The following is a 15,106-nucleotide window of genomic DNA, read 5'->3' on the forward strand; positions in this document are numbered from 1 at the left end:
CCGACGTCCTCGTCGTGGTCATGGACTGCACCGAGACGGGTGCGTCCCCGCCGACCGCCACGGAACCGACCTGGATCTGACGGCTCTTGCGACGCTCGGCCAGCCTGGTCGGTACGGACGGCATTCCCAGTGAAATCGCAGTCATCTGCTGTGCAACCCCAAGGTGTGGATCAAGGTCCCGAGATCGGCGGGCTCCAGCCTTCGAGGTTACGTCACTCCGAGGGTCCCGAGGACAGGGTGCCCCCAGAGTTCACGCGAAGGGGCGGCCCGGGCACGCTGTGCACCCGGGCCGCCCCTGTCCGCGTACGGCAGGCCTCTCCCCCGCGACCGGCTAGGTGATCTTCACGGGGTTCACCACGTCCGCCACCAGCACGAGCAGCGTGAAGCAGATGAAGATTCCGGCCACCACGTACGCCACCGGCATCAGCTTCGCCACGTCGAACGGGCCCGGGTCGGGGCGCTTGAGGACGCGGGCCAGGTTGCGGCGCAGCGACTCCCACAGGGCGCCCGCGATGTGGCCGCCGTCCAGCGGAAGCAGCGGCAGCATGTTGAACAGGAACAGCGAGAGGTTGAAGCCCGCGAGCAGGAACAGGAACGTCGCGATGATGTTCTGCGTCGGGGCGTCCAGGTTGAGCACCTCGCCGCTGAGGCGGGCCGCGCCCACCACGCCGACCGGGGAGTCGGCCTTGCGCTCGCCGCCGTCGAAGGCCGCGTTCCACAGGTCCGGGATCTTGCCCGGCAGGGCGATGATCGAGTGGACGCCGTTCTCGACCATGTCGCCCATGCGGTTCACGGACGCGCCGAAGCTGAGCGGCTGGATCTCGGTCTTGGCGGCGAAGCCGAGGTAGCCGGCCGGGACGTACTGGTCGGGGACGACCTGGCCGTCCGAGTCCTTCTTGGCCACCATGTTCTTGGCCAGCGTGGCGTGCAGGACGACCTGTTGGCCGCCGCGCTCCACGGTGATCGTGGCCGGGCCGATGGTCTCGCGGATGCGGTCCGAGAGGTCGGACCAGTCCTTCACGGGCTTGCCGTCGAAGGCGACGATCTTGTCGCCGGTCTTCATGCCGGCGGCCTCGGCGGGCGAGACCGCGTCGCTCGGCTTGCAGGTCTCGCGCTTCTCGCTCTGCGCGATCACGCACTTCTGGACGCCTGCGACCTGGGTGGTCTGGGTCGCCATGCCGAAGCCCATGAGCACGGTGAGGAAGATCGCCACCGCGAGGATCAGGTTCATGAACGGGCCCGCGAACATGACGATGACGCGCTTCCAGGGCTTGCGCGTGTAGAACAGCCGGTCCTCGTCGCCGGGCTGGAGCTCCTCGAAGGCCGCGGCCCTGGCGTCCTCGATCATGCCGCGGAACGGCGAGGTCGAGCGTGCCTCGATGCGGCCGTCCGCACCGGGCGGGAACATGCCGATCATGCGGATGTAGCCGCCGGCCGGGATGGCCTTGATCCCGTACTCGGTGTCGCCCTTCTTGCGCGACCAGATCGTGGGGCCGAAGCCGACCATGTACTGGGGCACGCGGATGCCGAAGAGCTTGGCCGTGGAGAGATGGCCGAGCTCGTGCCACGCGATGGAGATGAGCAGCCCCACGGCGAAGAGCGCTATGCCGAGGACCGTCAACAGGATCGTCATGCGCGTGCCTCCGCTGTTGCCTTCACCGCGAGTTCCCGGGCCCGGGCGCGTGCCCAGGTCTCCGCTTCCAGGACGTCCGAGACCGTGAGGGAAGTTCCCGCCCGGGGCGTTCCGTGTTCGGCGACGACCTCCGTCACCGTCTCCATGATCCCGCTGAAGGGGAGCCGCCCGGCCAGGAACGCGTCCACGCATTCCTCGTTCGCGGCATTGAACACCGCCGGAGCCGTCCCGCCCAGCTCCCCAACGTGCCGGGCGAGTCCCACGGACGGGAACGCGTCGTTGTCGAGCGGGAAGAACTCCCAGGTCGAGGCCTTGGACCAGTCGAACGCGGGCGCCGCGCCCGGGACCCGCTCGGGCCAGCCGAGCCCGATCGCGATCGGCCCGCGCATGTCCGGCGGGGTCGCCTGCGCCAGCGTCGAGCCGTCGGTGAACTCGACCATGGAGTGCACGTAGGACTGGGGGTGGACGACGACCTCGATGCGCGAGAAGGGGATGTCGTAGAGCAGGTGGGCCTCGATCACCTCCAGGCCCTTGTTGACCAGGGTGGCCGAGTTGACCGTGATGACGGGGCCCATCGCCCAGGTGGGGTGGGCGAGCGCGTCGGCCGGGGTGACGTCGGCGAGTTCGCTCCTGGTACGTCCCCGGAAGGGCCCGCCGGACGCGGTCACGACGAGCTTGCGCACGTCGGCGCGCTTGCCGGCGGCCAGCGCCTGGAAGAGCGCGGCGTGCTCGGAGTCGACGGGGATGATCTGGCCGGGCTTTGCGATCGCCTTGACCAGCGGGCCGCCGACGATCAGCGACTCCTTGTTGGCGAGGGCGAGCGTGCGGCCGGCTTCGAGCGCGGCCAGCGTCGGGGCGAGCCCGATGGAGCCGGTGATCCCGTTCAGGACGGTGTGGCAGGGGGAGGCCGCGAGCTCGGTGGCCGCGTCGGGGCCCGCCAGGATCTCGGGGAGCGGCTCGGTGCCGTACTGCGCCGCCAGCGCCTCGCGCAGCGCGGGCACGGCGTCCTCGCGCGCCACCGCGACAGCGGCGACCCGCAGCCGCCGGGCCTGCTCGGCGAGCAGCTCGACCCGGCCGCCGGCCGCGGAGAGCGCGGTCACGCGGAAGCGGTCGGGGTTGCGCAGGACCAGGTCGATGGCCTGGGTACCGATGGACCCGGTGGATCCGAGGACCACCACATCGCGTCGGCCAACGGCTGGATCGAAGGCGATGTGGGGGTCGGCGAGGGGGGCTGGGCTGTCGCTCATGCCCCCCATTGTTGCCGCATCGGCTGTGCGCCCGGACAGCGCTCCTGCCAATAAGACCGGGATGAGTGCGCGGGCGCCGTCCCGTACCCCGCTGTCGGGGCGGCGCCCGCGGGCCGCGGGCCGGAGCGGACCCTGTCGCTCCGGCCTTGAAATTCGGTAAGGGATCAGCGGATGGGGCGGTGGACGTTGTCGCGCTTGGCCGGGCCCGGGGTCGCGTCCGCGATCCAGGGGCCGTTGTCGGAGGGGTCGAGGACGCCCTCCTCCAGCCAGGTGTAGGAGCCGGCGAGCACCTCGTCGACGATCTTGCGGTCGAGGTCGTCGGTGTTGCTCCACAACCGGGTGAAGAGCTCCTCCACTCGGATGCGGGACTGGCGGCAGAAGGTGTCGGCGAGCTGGACCGCCTCGCGGCCGTTCTCGCCGGTGGCCCGCAGGTGCTCGGCCCGTACGCAGGCCGCGCTCATCGCGAACAGCTCGGCCCCGATGTCGACGATCCGGCCGAGGAAGCCCTGCTTGGTCTCCATGCGGCCCTGCCAGCGCGACATCGCGTAGAACGTCGAGCGGGCGAGCTTGCGCGCGGAGCGCTCGGCGTAGCGCAGGTGCTGGGCGAGTGGCCCGAACTCGCTGTAGGAGCGCGGGAGTTGACCGGGTCCCGCGACCAGCTTGGGCAGCCACTTGGCGTAGAACCCGGCCGCGTTCGCGCCCGCCCTGGCCTTGTCCTGGAGGGACTTGTCGGGGTCGATCAGGTCGCCCGCGACGGACAGGTGGGCGTCGACCGCCTCGCGGGCGATCAGCAGGTGCATGATCTCCGTCGAGCCCTCGAAGATCCGGTTGATCCGCATGTCGCGGAGCATCTGCTCGGCGGGGACGGCCCGCTCGCCGCGGGCCGCGAGCGAGTCCGCGGTCTCGAAGCCGCGGCCGCCGCGGATCTGGACCAGCTCGTCCGTCATCAGCCAGCCCATCTCGGACCCGTACAGCTTGGCGAGGGCGGCCTCGATGCGGATGTCGTTGCGGTCCTCGTCGGCCATCTGCGAGGAGAGGTCCGTCATCGCTTCGAGGGCGAACGTGGTCGCTGCGATGAAGGAGATCTTCGCGCCGACCGCCTCGTGCCGGGCGACCGGCCGGCCCCACTGCTCGCGTACGCCGGCCCATTCGCGGGCGATCTTCAGGCACCACTTGCCGCCGCCGACGCACATGGCGGGCAGCGAGAGGCGGCCGGTGTTGAGCGTGGTCAGGGCGATCTTGAGGCCGGAGCCCTCGGGGCCGATCCGGTTGGCGGCCGGGACGCGGACCTGGTGGAAGCGGGTGACGCCGTTCTCGATGCCGCGCAGGCCCATGAAGGCGTTGCGGTTCTCGACGGTGACACCCGGCGAGTCCGCCTCGACGACGAAGGCGGTGATCCCGCCCTTGTGGCCCTCGGACCTGGGCACCCGGGCCATCACGACGAGGAGGTCCGCGACGACGCCGTTGGTCGTCCAGAGCTTCACGCCGTCCAGGACGTACTCGTCGCCGTCGGGCACCGCCGAGGTGGCGAGGCGGGCCGGGTCGGAGCCCACGTCGGGCTCGGTGAGCAGGAAGGCGGAGATGTCGGTACGGGCGCAGCGGGGCAGGAAGGTGTCCTTCTGCTCCTGGGTGCCGAACAGCTTCAGCGGCTGGGGCACGCCGATCGACTGGTGCGCGGAGAGCAGTGCGCCTATGGCGGGGCTCGCCGAACCGGCCAGGGTGAGCGCCTTGTTGTAGTAGACCTGGGTCAGCCCCTGGCCGCCGTACTTCGTGTCGATCTTCATCCCGAAGGCGCCGAGCTCCTTGAGCCCGTTCACGACCTCGTCGGGGATCCGCGACTCGCGCTCGATGAGGCGGCCGTCCACACGGGTCTCGCAGAAGTCGCGCATCTTGGCGAGGAAGGCCTCGCCGCGCTCCACGTCGTCGGGGGCGGGCAGCGGATGAGGGTGGATCAGATCGAGGCGCAGCCGGCCGAGGAAGAGTTCCTTCGCGAAGCTGGGCTTGCGCCAGTCCTGCTCGCGGGCGGCCTCGGCTACCTGGCGCGCCTCGCGCTCGGAGACCTTGGGCGTGTGCTGTGGTGCGGTCATGAGGGGTTCTCCTCGCCGCGGGCTGACGGGTGCGGGCGGCTGCCCGTTACCGGGTGGTGCTACTCGTCCGTATGTACCCGATTCCCGGCACTTGGACCACCCCTCGCGCCCGCCCGGACGTACGACGGCGGGGGGGGGCCCCCCCCCCCGGGGGGCCGCCCCCCGCCCCNTCCTGCCGGCGGCGCCGCGTTCCTAGAGGGCGAGGCCCGTCAGGACGAGGACGCGCTCGTAGGTGTAGTCGTCCATCGCGTAGCGGACGCCCTCGCGGCCGACGCCGGAGGCCTTGGCGCCGCCGTACGGCATCTGGTCGGCACGGTAGGAGGGCACGTCGCCGATGATCACGCCGCCGACCTCCAGGGCGCGGTGGGCGCGGAAGGCGGTCTGGAGGTCGTGCGTGAACACCCCGGCCTGGAGGCCGTACTTGGAGGAGTTGACCGCGGCGAACGCCTCGGCCTCGCCGTCCACCTTCTGTACGGTCAGGACGGGTCCGAAGACCTCCTCGCAGGCCAGCGTGGTGCCGGCCGGGACCTCGGTGAGCACGGTCGGCGCGTAGGAGGCGCCGTCGCGCTTGCCGCCGGCGAGCAGCTTCGCACCGGCCGAGACGGCCTCGTCGACCCAGGACTCGACGCGCTTGGCGGCGTCCTCGCTGACCAGCGGGCCGACGTCGGTGGTTGCGTCGGACGGGTCGCCGGTGACCTGCGCCTCGACGGCGGCGACGATCTTCGGCAGCAGCCGGTCGTGGACGGCGGCGTCCGCGATGACCCGCTGCACCGAGATGCAGGACTGGCCGCCCTGGTAGTTGGAGAAGGTGGCGATACGGGTCGCCGCCCAGTCCAGGTCCGCCTCGGAGGCCCAGTCGGCGAGAACGACGGCCGCGCCGTTGCCGCCGAGCTCCAGGGTGCAGTGCTTGCGCGGCACCGAGTCCATGATCGCGTAGCCGACCTTGTCGGAACCGGTGAAGGAGATGACCGGGAGGCGGTCGTCCTGCACCAGCGCCGGCATCTTGTCGTTGGCGACCGGCAGGATGCTCCACGAGCCGGCCGGCAGCTCGGTCTCGGCGAGCAGCTCACCGAGGATGAGCCCCGAGAGCGGGGTCGCGGGGGCGGGCTTCAGAATGATCGGGGCGCCGACCGCGATGGCCGGGGCGACCTTGTGGGCGCACAGGTTCAGCGGGAAGTTGAACGGTGCGATGCCGAGGACGACACCCTTGGGGAAGCGGCGGGTCAGGGCGAGGCGGCCCACGCCGCCGCCGTCGGTGTCCAGGCGCTGGGCCTCGCCGCCGTTGAAGCGGCGGGCCTCCTCGGCCGCGAAGCGGAACACGGAGACCGCGCGGCCGACCTCGCCGCGGGCCCACTTGATCGGCTTGCCGTTCTCGGCGGAGATCAGCTGGGCGATCTCCTCGGTGCGCTCGGTGAGCCGCTTCGACACGTGGTCGAGGGCGGCGGCCCGTACGTGCGCCGGGGTCGCCGCGAACTCCTCCACGACGGCGTGCGCCGCGGCCACGGCCTCCTCGACCTGGGCGTCGGTGGGCACGCTGACCGAGGCGACGTGACGGCCGTCCCAGGGCGAAGTGACATCGAAGCGGTCGTCGCCGGTGGCCTCGCGGCCGGCGAGCCAGAAGGCGGTGGTAGAAGTCATGCCCTCACGGTAGGCCGGGGGGCGGGGGTGCGCGTTTGTCCGGGGTGGAGTGATCGGACCCCGGTGTACGCCGCTTTGTCATCCCGCCGGACCGCAGCACCCTGGGGCTCCGCCCCAGCAGCACCTTCACCACCGGAGGTTCCAGGGAAGGGGCGGGGTGGGGAAAGGTCAGGCCTCCGGGGCCGACGTGGCCTTCAGGGCCAGCCACAGCTCCATGCGGACGTCCGGGTCGTCCAGGGAGCGGCCCAGGATCTCCTCCACCCTCCGCATCCGGTAGCGGAGGGTGTGCCGGTGCACCCCGAGGTCCGCCGCCGCCGCGTCCCACTGGCCGTGCCGCGACAGCCACGCCCGCAGGGAGGCCACCAAGTCGCCACGGCCCGTCGCATCGTGCTCGTACAGGGCGCGGAGCATTCCGTCCGCGAAGGCCCGCACCGCGTCGTCCGCCAGGAGCGGCAACACCGACCCGGCCACCAACTGCTCGTGTTCCACGAGCAGTTGACCCCGGCGCCGCGCCACCGACAGCGCCTGCTCCGCCTGCTTGTACGCGGACGCCGCCGCGATCGGCCCGGCCGGCGCGGAGAGGCCTATGACGAGTTCCTCGCCCTCGGCGGCCTCGTGGGCCTTGCAGGCCGCGACGGCCTCGCCGCCGTCCGCCGCGAGGACGACCAGCCGCGCCCCCTCCGGCACCACGAGCACCGCCTCGCCACAGCGCGCGGCGGCCGACTCCATCGTCTCGGCGAGCGCGCCGAGCCCGGCGGGGTCGCCCTCCCCCGCGGGCTCGGCGATGACCAGCCGGAACGGCGCGTCCAGGAGCCCTCCGTAGAGGTCGCCCGCCACCGCGCGGGCGTGGTCCTGCTGCCCGGAGAGCAGCATGCGCAGAACGGCCGCGCCCAGGCGCTGCTCGGCGGACTGGAGCGAGCGTGAGCGCTCCGTCGTCAAGGTCAGCAGAGCTACCGCCGAGTGCACCGCGTAGCGCTCGGCGGTGCCGAGCGGCGCCCCCGTACCCACGGCCAGCGCGCCGCGCACCCGCCGCCCCGTGCCGAGCGACTGGAGCTCGACCCGGTCGCCGGAGGCGTCGTCGGCGCCGACGACCGCGCTCGCCGGAGCCGCGCGCTCGCGCAGCCGGGCCACGTCCGGGGCGAGCCGGGCGGCGCGCCGCGCGGCCCACTCGGGGGCGGCCGCCACGACCGCGCCGGAGGTGTCGTACAGCGCGGCCCAGCCGTCGACGTGCGCGGCGAGCTTGGCGATGAGGACGGCCGGCCCTTCGGACAGCGCCGCCTTCGTCAGCTCGCGCTGCGCCTCGAAGCCGGCGGTGACCGCACGGTACTGGTCGGCCGAGATGGCCGCCGAGACCGCCTTGGAGATGGCCAGGAACGGGGTGCGCCGGGGCACCTCCACGAGCGGGAGGTCCTCCTCGCGGGCCGCCGCGAGCAGCGCCTGAGGCACCGTGTCGTAGTTGACCCCGATCGCGAAGCCGAGCCCGACCACCCCGGCCCTGGCCAGCCTGCGCACGTACCTGCGCATGGCCTGGGGGTCGTCGGCGTCCAGCGTCATCGCGGTGGTGAGCAGCAGTTCGCCGCCCTCCATGTACGGGACGGGGTCGGCGAGTTCGCTGACGTGGGCCCAGCGCACCGGGCGGTCCAGGTGGTCCTCCCCCGCGCGCACGGTGAGCTTGAGCGCCGAGTGCTGGACGAGCGAGGCGAGCGTGGGCGGCATGGGACGGGGTTACCTTCGCGGCAGGGAGTCGGGAACACAGGAAGTAGCGACAGTAAGTGATTGCTACGTCCCGTATGAACGGGCAACTCCATTTTGCCAGCTCGGCCAGGTTCCGCCGAGCCGTTCAACCGACCGGTACCGGTCTCACGCCCGCAGGTCCACCAGGAGTGGCGGCGCGTGCTCTCCCTGCACGGTGGTCAGCGAGAGCACCGCGTGCCCGGCCGGCACCTGGTGGGCGAGCTCGGACGCCGACCAGCGCTCCCGCTCGACCTTGCGCACGGTGACGGCGTCGGTGGTGACGGCCTTGCCGGTGACGAGTTTGCGCAGCGCGTGGACCGCCCGGGTGAGTGGCTGGTCCGCGAAGACGGTGTGCTTGGCGACCTCGGTGGTCTCCACCCACTCGGTGCCCCACGCCTGCGCGAAGAGCCGCCCGTCCCAGGTGGTGATCCCGGAGAACGCCATGTGGCAGCCGACCGAGCCGAGCAGCGAGGTGTGCAGCTGCTCCGGTACGTCGCCGAGTGCCCGCAGGGTGAGCAGCACCCCGGCGTTGCAGTTCCGCAGCCGTTGCAGGGACCGTACGGACTCGGCGGTCACGGCGTGTGTCGCGTCGTCGACGGCGAGGAAGGCGAAGAGCGAGCGGTCCCGGCGGGCGGCCGCCCCGGCGGTGAACTGGGCGAGGATCAGCCGGGTCAGCAGGTGCGCCGCCTCCGGGTGGCCGCGTTCGGGCACGTCGACGCGGACCCGCAGCGGGTGTTCGAGGGAGCGCAGCGAGAACGGCCGGGTCTCGCCCGTGGTGTCGAAGAACCCCTCGAAGGCGGGGCGGTCGAGCACCGCGACGCGCGCGGCGAGCGCGAGCCCCGGGTCGCCCGGGGTACCCAACTGCCGCTCCCTGGCGTCGAGTTCGCGGTGGTAGGCGCGGTGCGCCTCGGCGTCGAGGCTCGACCGGAGCTCTTCCATGGCGCCGGGCGATCCGTCGAGCAGCTCGCGCAGGACGGGCACGGCGGGGAAGCGTCCGTGGGCCGTGCGATAGGGGCCGAGCAGCTGGGCCAGGGCGGTCGCGGCCCGCCGCGCGTCGACCTCGGGGATGTCCCCGGCGAGGGCCTCGGCGAGCAGGGCGGCGGCCTCGTCGGGGTCGGCGGTGCCGCCGTACAGGTCGAGGTCGTACGCGGAGGAGGCGTCGCCGGGCTTGATCACCACGTCGTAGCCGTCGTCGGGGCCGAGCGGGGTGCCCGCCGCGCACACCGCCACGACGGCGGCCTTCCCGGCCAGCGCCTGGAGCGCGAGCGACTCCACCACGGGCCGCACCAGGTGCCGGGTCTTGCCCGAGCCGAACGGTCCGACCGCGAGCAGCGACGAGCCGAGCGCGGCCGGGTCGACGGCCGCCCCCGCACCCCTGCGGGCGGCCGGGGTGCGCTCCGCGTCGGGGTAGCGGCCGAGCCGTACCTGCGAGGTGAGGAGGTCGTGGGTGGCCGCGCGGGCGGGCAGATCGCGATCGCCCGAGGGGTGCAGACAGGCCCGCGCGCCCTGGCCCGCGACCGCCTCGGCGAACGCGCCGAGCCGGGACGGGTCCGCCTTCACACTCGCCCAGGCCCGCCGGATCCGTACGCAGTCGACGTCGTTCATCCGCCCGGCCCGCTCCTCGGCCACCAGCCGGTCGGCGGCGGCGTCCTGGCCCGCGGACCGCAGCTGGGGCCAGTCGGCGGGGGAGACCGCGGGGGATGCGGCGGGAGTCTGCGCCGGGGAGGCGGCCTTGCCCTTGCGGAAGTGGCCGAGCCAGTCGCCGGCCTTGGCGAAGGGCCAGAGCACCGCGCCGCCGACCAGCACGTACAGCCCGTAGTTCACGAACGTGGCCACCGCCCGGTCGCCGTCGCCGGTCGTCCAGGACAGCGGGAACAGGCTCCAGATGGTGAAGAAGAAGGGGAACAGGCTGGTCCCGATCACGAGCCACACCGCGATCGCGCCGACGAGGCCCGTGCGCAGGGTCCGCTCGGGCTGCGGGCAGTCGACCGCGTACCGCCGGAAGACCTCCAGCCAGTTGCCCATCCGGCCGAACACATAGATCAGCAGTGCGGCGAAGAGGCTGTTGTAGACCTCGATGGCGGTGATCGCCTCCGGCGGCCGCGGGTAGCGCCACCACTCGGCGGGCGTGAACAGCTCAAGCAGCACTCGGCTGTGCGGGATGTATCCGTTGGTCCACAGCGACCAGACCAGGGTGGCCGCGAGCAGCGCCACCAGGGCGCCGACGAGGAGCGCCCGGTCGGGCACCCGGTCCGGGTCCGCGTCCGGCCGTGGCTTGTGGCCGAAGCGCCACAGGCCCGGTTCGGCCGGGGCACGCGGGGTGCGCAGCCAGTCGCCGAGGGCGGGCCCGGCCGCGGGCGCTTCGGTGGGGCGGGGCGGGAGCGGCGGGCGCGGGGGCGGCACTACGGGGCGCGGGACCGCCCCCGAACGGGTGCCGCGTGCGTCGTGCGTGCCTTCGGTGTCCATCGACCCCTTGCCCCCTGACCAGCCAGGTCCGTTCCGAGCGGTGCGAGGCTCAATCTAGTGGCAGGGCACGACGGTTCACCGCTGCCGGGCACCGCGCACCCACGCGGGGGAACTGTCCGCCAAGGACAAGGGACACACCCCCACCACTACCGAACGGCGCATGCCACGGCCTGTTCGTGCGCCTTAGCCTGCCAAGAAAGCCAAGGAAGCGTCCGAATCCCCACGAAAATCTCCAGGAGCCCCTCATGAGCGCGATCCCGCAGGAGCGCCGCGTCGTCACCGCCATCCCCGGCCCGAAGTCGCAGGAGCTTCAGGCCCGCCGTCTCGCGGCCGTCGCCGCCGGTGTGGGCTCCACGCTGCCCGTGTTCACCGCGCGCGCGGGCGGCGGCATCATCGAGGACGTCGACGGCAACCGCCTGATCGACTTCGGCTCCGGCATCGCGGTGACGTCGGTCGGCGCCTCCGCCGAGGCCGTGGTGCGCCGCGCGAGCGCCCAGCTGCAGGACTTCACGCACACCTGCTTCATGGTCACGCCGTACGAGGGCTACGTCGCCGTCGCCGAGCAGCTCGCCGAGCTGACCCCGGGCGACCACGCCAAGAAGTCCGCGCTGTTCAACTCGGGCGCCGAGGCCGTCGAGAACGCCGTCAAGATCGCCCGTGCGTACACCAAGCGCCAGGCCGTCGTCGTCTTCGACCACGGCTACCACGGCCGTACCAACCTGACGATGGCGCTGACGAGCAAGAACATGCCGTACAAGAACGGCTTCGGCCCGTTCGCGCCCGAGGTCTACCGGGTGCCGGTGGCGTACGGCTACCGCTGGCTGACCGGTCCGGAGAACGCCGGTGCCGAGGCGTCCGCGCAGGCCATCGACATGATCAACAAGCAGATCGGCGCGGACAACGTCGCCGCGATCATCATCGAGCCGGTGCTCGGCGAGGGCGGCTTCATCGAGCCGGCCAAGGGCTTCCTGCCCGCCATCAGCCAGTTCGCCAAGGACAACGGGATCGTCTTCGTCGCGGACGAGATCCAGTCCGGCTTCTGCCGCACCGGCCAGTGGTTCGCCTGTGAGGACGAGGGCATCGTCCCGGACCTCATCACCACCGCCAAGGGCATCGCGGGCGGCATGCCGCTCGCCGCCGTGACGGGCCGCGCCGAGATCATGGACTCCGCGCACGCGGGCGGCCTCGGCGGCACCTACGGCGGCAACCCGGTGGCCTGTGCCGCCGCCCTCGGCGCGATCGAGACGATGAAGGAGCTCGACCTCAACGGCAAGGCCAAGCGCATCGAGGAGGTCATGAAGGCCCGCCTGGCGGCCATGGCCGAGAAGTACGACATCATCGGCGACATCCGCGGCCGCGGCGCCATGATCGCCATCGAGCTGGTCAAGGACCGCGCCTCGAAGACGCCGAACCCGGAGGCCGCGGGCGCGCTCGCCAAGGCCTGCCACGCGGAGGGACTGCTCGTCCTGACCTGCGGCACGTACGGCAACGTCCTGCGCTTCCTGCCCCCGCTGGTCATCGGCGAGGACCTGCTGAACGAGGGCCTCGACATCATCGAGCAGGCCTTCACCGGCGCGTGACGCTGAGTAGTCAGCACCGCCTGTGAAGAACGTGTGGGGGGCCAATGGCGGGATGGAGTTCCCGCTGTCGGTCCCCCGCTGTCTGCCGTACGGTTTCTGCAGATGAGAGAAACACCCCGCCCGCAGGGGACTGCGGGCGATTCCAGGGCGGAGCATCCCCAGCCTTGCCCTGGTCGTGCCCTCGCGCACACCACTGGAGCCTCCGGCTCCGGAACTCCTCACCGATCGGATGGCCGTCCGCCCCATACCCCCCGGGGCGCGCGGTACGCCGGTCAAGGCGGCCGCCCCGGAACCTCCCCCCCTGTTCCGGGGCGGCCGGCTTTCCTCTTCGCCACGCTGCTCTGCGTGTTCGCGGTCATCACCTGGCAGGTCGCGTCCGGCGGCCCGCTGCGCCGTCTGGACGAGCGCCTCGACCGGGCGGTGACCGGCCACGGCCCGTCCTGGCTCGCCGAAACCCTCGCCGACCTCGGCAGCATGCCGGTCGCGCTCCCCGTCCTCGCCGCCGCCATCGGGTACGCCCTGTGGCGCGGGCTGCGCCGACAGGCGCTGATCGCCGCCGTGACGATGGCGCTCGTACCACTCCTGATCGTGCCGCTGAAGGACTGGATCGCCCGGCCGGGCCCGCTGGAGGCCGCCACCGGCTACTACCCCTCGGGCCATACGGCGACCGCGATGGTGGCGTACGGCGGGGCCGCGCTCCTGTTGTCCCCGTGCGTACGCCGCGGATGGCTGATGCCCGCCGCCGCGGGGGCGCTCACCGTGGCGACGGGCATCGGTCTGGTCCTGCACGGCTACCACTGGCCCCTGGACGTGCTCGCCAGCTGCTGCCTGTGCGGGGCTCTTCTGGTGGTCAGCTCCACGGGTATGCGTCGAAGTTCTTCGAGAACTCCCCGCCGTTGAAGCGGTCCCAGTTGATCGACCAGGTCATGAGGCCGCGCAGGCCCGGCCAGGTTCCGTGGGTCTGGTACGCGCCGCAGTTCGCCTTCTTCGTCAGGCAGTCCAGGGTCTTGGTGACCTCGGCGGGGCTGGTCCAGCCGTTGCCCGCCTGAGTGGAGGCGGGCAGGCCGATGGCGACCTGGTCGGGGCGCAGCGCGGGGAACATCTTCGAGGTGTCGCCCGCCACGGGGAAGCCGGTGAGCAGCATGTCGGTCATGGCGATGTGGAAGTCCGCGCCGCCCATCGAGTGGTACTGGTTGTCGAGGCCCATGATCGAGCCCGAGTTGTAGTCCTGGACGTGCAGCAGGGTGAGCGAATCGCGCAGCGCATAAATGACCGGGAGGTAGGCGCCGCAGCGCGGATCCTGCCCGCCCCAGGGGCCGGAGCCGTAGTACTGGTACCCGAGCTGCACGAAGAACGTCTCCGGGGCCATCGTCAGGACGAACTTCGAGCCGTACTTGGCCTTCAGGGCCTTCAGGGCGTCAATGAGGTTGACGACGGCGGGAGTCGTGGGGGTGCGGAAGTCCGTGTCGCCGGTGTTCAGCGAGAGCGAGTGGCCCTCGAAGTCGATGTCGAGGCCGTCCAGCCCGTAGTCGTCGATGATCTTCGAGACGGACGAGACGAAGGTGTCGCGGGCGGCGGTCGTGGTGAGCTGGACCTGGCCGTTCTGGCCACCGATCGAGATCAGCACCTTCTTGCCCGCGGCCTGCTTGGCCTTGATGGCGGCCTTGAAGTCGGCGAGCGACTCCACGGTCGGGCATTCGGTGACCGGGCACAGGTTGAAGCGGATGTCGCCCGAGGTCGCCGAGGTCGGTTCGCCGAAGGCGAGGTCGATGAAGTTCCAGTCGTCGGGCACGTCCGCCATGCGCGTGTAGCCCGCGCCGTTGGCGAAGGACGCGTGCAGATACCCGACGAGCGCGTGGCCGGAGGGCGGCGGGGTGGTGCCGCCCGTGGTGGCCGCGGTGACGGTGGCCGACTTCGGGGACTCCCCCGCGGAGTTGGTCGCGGTGACCTGGAAGGCGTACGAGGTGCTGGGAGCCAGGCCGGTGACGGTGGCCGAAGTCCCGCTCACCGAGGCAGCCTTGGCGCCGTCGCGGTACACGGTGTAGCCGGTGGCGCCGGTGGCCGGGGACCAGGTCAGGCCGATGCTGGAGGAGGTGGCGCCGGAGGCGGTGAGCCCGGTGGGGGCGGCCGGTATCTGGACGGGGGCGCCGCCGGGACCGGTCAGGGTCACGTCGTCGGCCTCGTATGCGGCGGTGCCGTACCAGCCGTGCGTGTAGACGGTCACCGCGGTGGTGCTCGCGCCGGTCTTGAAGGTGGTCGTCAGCTGCTGCCAGGACGGCGCGGACTGCGTCCAGGTCGACACGTCGGTGGTTCCGGTGCCAGAGGCGCCCAGGTAGACGTAGCTGCCCTGCACCCAACTGGTCAGCGTGTACGTGGAGTTGGGCTGGACGGCGACCGCCTGGGAGCACTGGGCGTTGTCGCTGCCGGCCGGGGTCGCCTTCAGGGCGCCGGTGCCGCTGTGCACGGGCGAGGAGACGGGGGCGCCGCTGTTCACGGTGCAGCTCCAGCCGTCGAGTCCGGATTCGAAGCCGCCGTTGCGCATGAGGTCGGTGTCGGCGGCGTGCGCGGGCGGCGCCACGGCGACGAGTCCGGCCGCGGCGAGGGTGGCCGCCGTGAGGGCGGCGAAGAGGGACGACCGTAGGGCCGGATGTCTGGTGCGGTCCACAACTGCCTCCCGGCAAGGGGATATTGAGACACGAAGCCCGCACAACATGGTCCAGA

At 72.1% G+C, this 15,106-nt stretch carries 9 protein-coding genes and 1 pseudogene; 2 read left to right on the forward strand and 8 right to left on the reverse strand.

Annotated features, from left to right (window positions below):
* From ABD346_RS37205 to ABD346_RS37235, 7 genes and pseudogenes are all read right to left on the reverse strand, one after another.
* Positions 1-145 (reverse strand): annotated as a pseudogene (locus tag ABD346_RS37205) (flavodoxin-dependent (E)-4-hydroxy-3-methylbut-2-enyl-diphosphate synthase); the annotation flags it as partial.
* Positions 146-331: 186 nt separating this feature from the next.
* Positions 332-1,633 carry a M50 family metallopeptidase gene (locus ABD346_RS37210; protein WP_344380744.1) on the reverse strand — a complete coding sequence of 434 codons (1,302 nt, stop codon included), beginning with the start codon at positions 1,631-1,633 and terminating at the stop codon, positions 332-334.
* Positions 1,630-2,880 carry a 1-deoxy-D-xylulose-5-phosphate reductoisomerase gene (gene dxr, locus ABD346_RS37215; protein ID WP_344380745.1) on the reverse strand — a complete coding sequence of 417 codons (1,251 nt, stop codon included), beginning with the start codon at positions 2,878-2,880 and terminating at the stop codon, positions 1,630-1,632. Before dxr ends, ABD346_RS37210 begins: the two co-directional genes overlap by 4 nt.
* 164 nt (positions 2,881-3,044) lie before the next feature.
* Positions 3,045-4,967, reverse strand: a complete 1,923-nt coding sequence (locus ABD346_RS37220; protein WP_344380746.1) for an acyl-CoA dehydrogenase family protein — start codon at positions 4,965-4,967, stop codon at positions 3,045-3,047.
* Positions 4,968-5,159: 192 nt separating this feature from the next.
* Positions 5,160-6,605, reverse strand: coding sequence for an aldehyde dehydrogenase family protein (locus tag ABD346_RS37225; RefSeq protein WP_344380747.1), 1,446 nt, complete (start codon positions 6,603-6,605; stop codon positions 5,160-5,162).
* 168 nt (positions 6,606-6,773) lie between these two features.
* Entirely contained in the window at positions 6,774-8,321 is a 1,548-nt protein-coding gene (locus ABD346_RS37230; RefSeq protein ID WP_344380748.1) for a PucR family transcriptional regulator, read from the reverse strand.
* Positions 8,322-8,465: 144 nt separating this feature from the next.
* On the reverse strand, positions 8,466-10,805 hold the full coding sequence (locus ABD346_RS37235; RefSeq protein WP_344380749.1) for an ATP/GTP-binding protein: 2,340 nt from the start codon (positions 10,803-10,805) through the stop codon (positions 8,466-8,468).
* A 245-nt stretch (positions 10,806-11,050) separates the two neighbouring features.
* Between ABD346_RS37235 and gabT the strand changes: the two genes are divergently transcribed.
* Together gabT and ABD346_RS37245 are read left to right on the forward strand one after the other, a co-directional pair.
* Positions 11,051-12,385, forward strand: a complete 1,335-nt coding sequence (gene gabT / locus ABD346_RS37240; protein ID WP_344380750.1) for a 4-aminobutyrate--2-oxoglutarate transaminase — start codon at positions 11,051-11,053, stop codon at positions 12,383-12,385.
* Positions 12,386-12,487: 102 nt separating this feature from the next.
* On the forward strand, positions 12,488-13,285 hold the full coding sequence (locus ABD346_RS37245; RefSeq protein WP_344380751.1) for a phosphatase PAP2 family protein: 798 nt from the start codon (positions 12,488-12,490) through the stop codon (positions 13,283-13,285).
* Here the strand turns inward: ABD346_RS37245 and ABD346_RS37250 are convergent.
* Positions 13,236-15,050, reverse strand: a complete 1,815-nt coding sequence (locus ABD346_RS37250; RefSeq protein ID WP_344380752.1) for a chitinase — start codon at positions 15,048-15,050, stop codon at positions 13,236-13,238. The two genes, ABD346_RS37245 and ABD346_RS37250, sit on opposite strands and share 50 nt — an antisense overlap.
* Between the last annotated feature and the right edge of the window lie 56 nt (positions 15,051-15,106).

It is taken from the genome of Streptomyces mauvecolor (genome assembly GCF_039532965.1).
Classification (GTDB): domain Bacteria; phylum Actinomycetota; class Actinomycetes; order Streptomycetales; family Streptomycetaceae; genus Streptomyces; species Streptomyces violascens.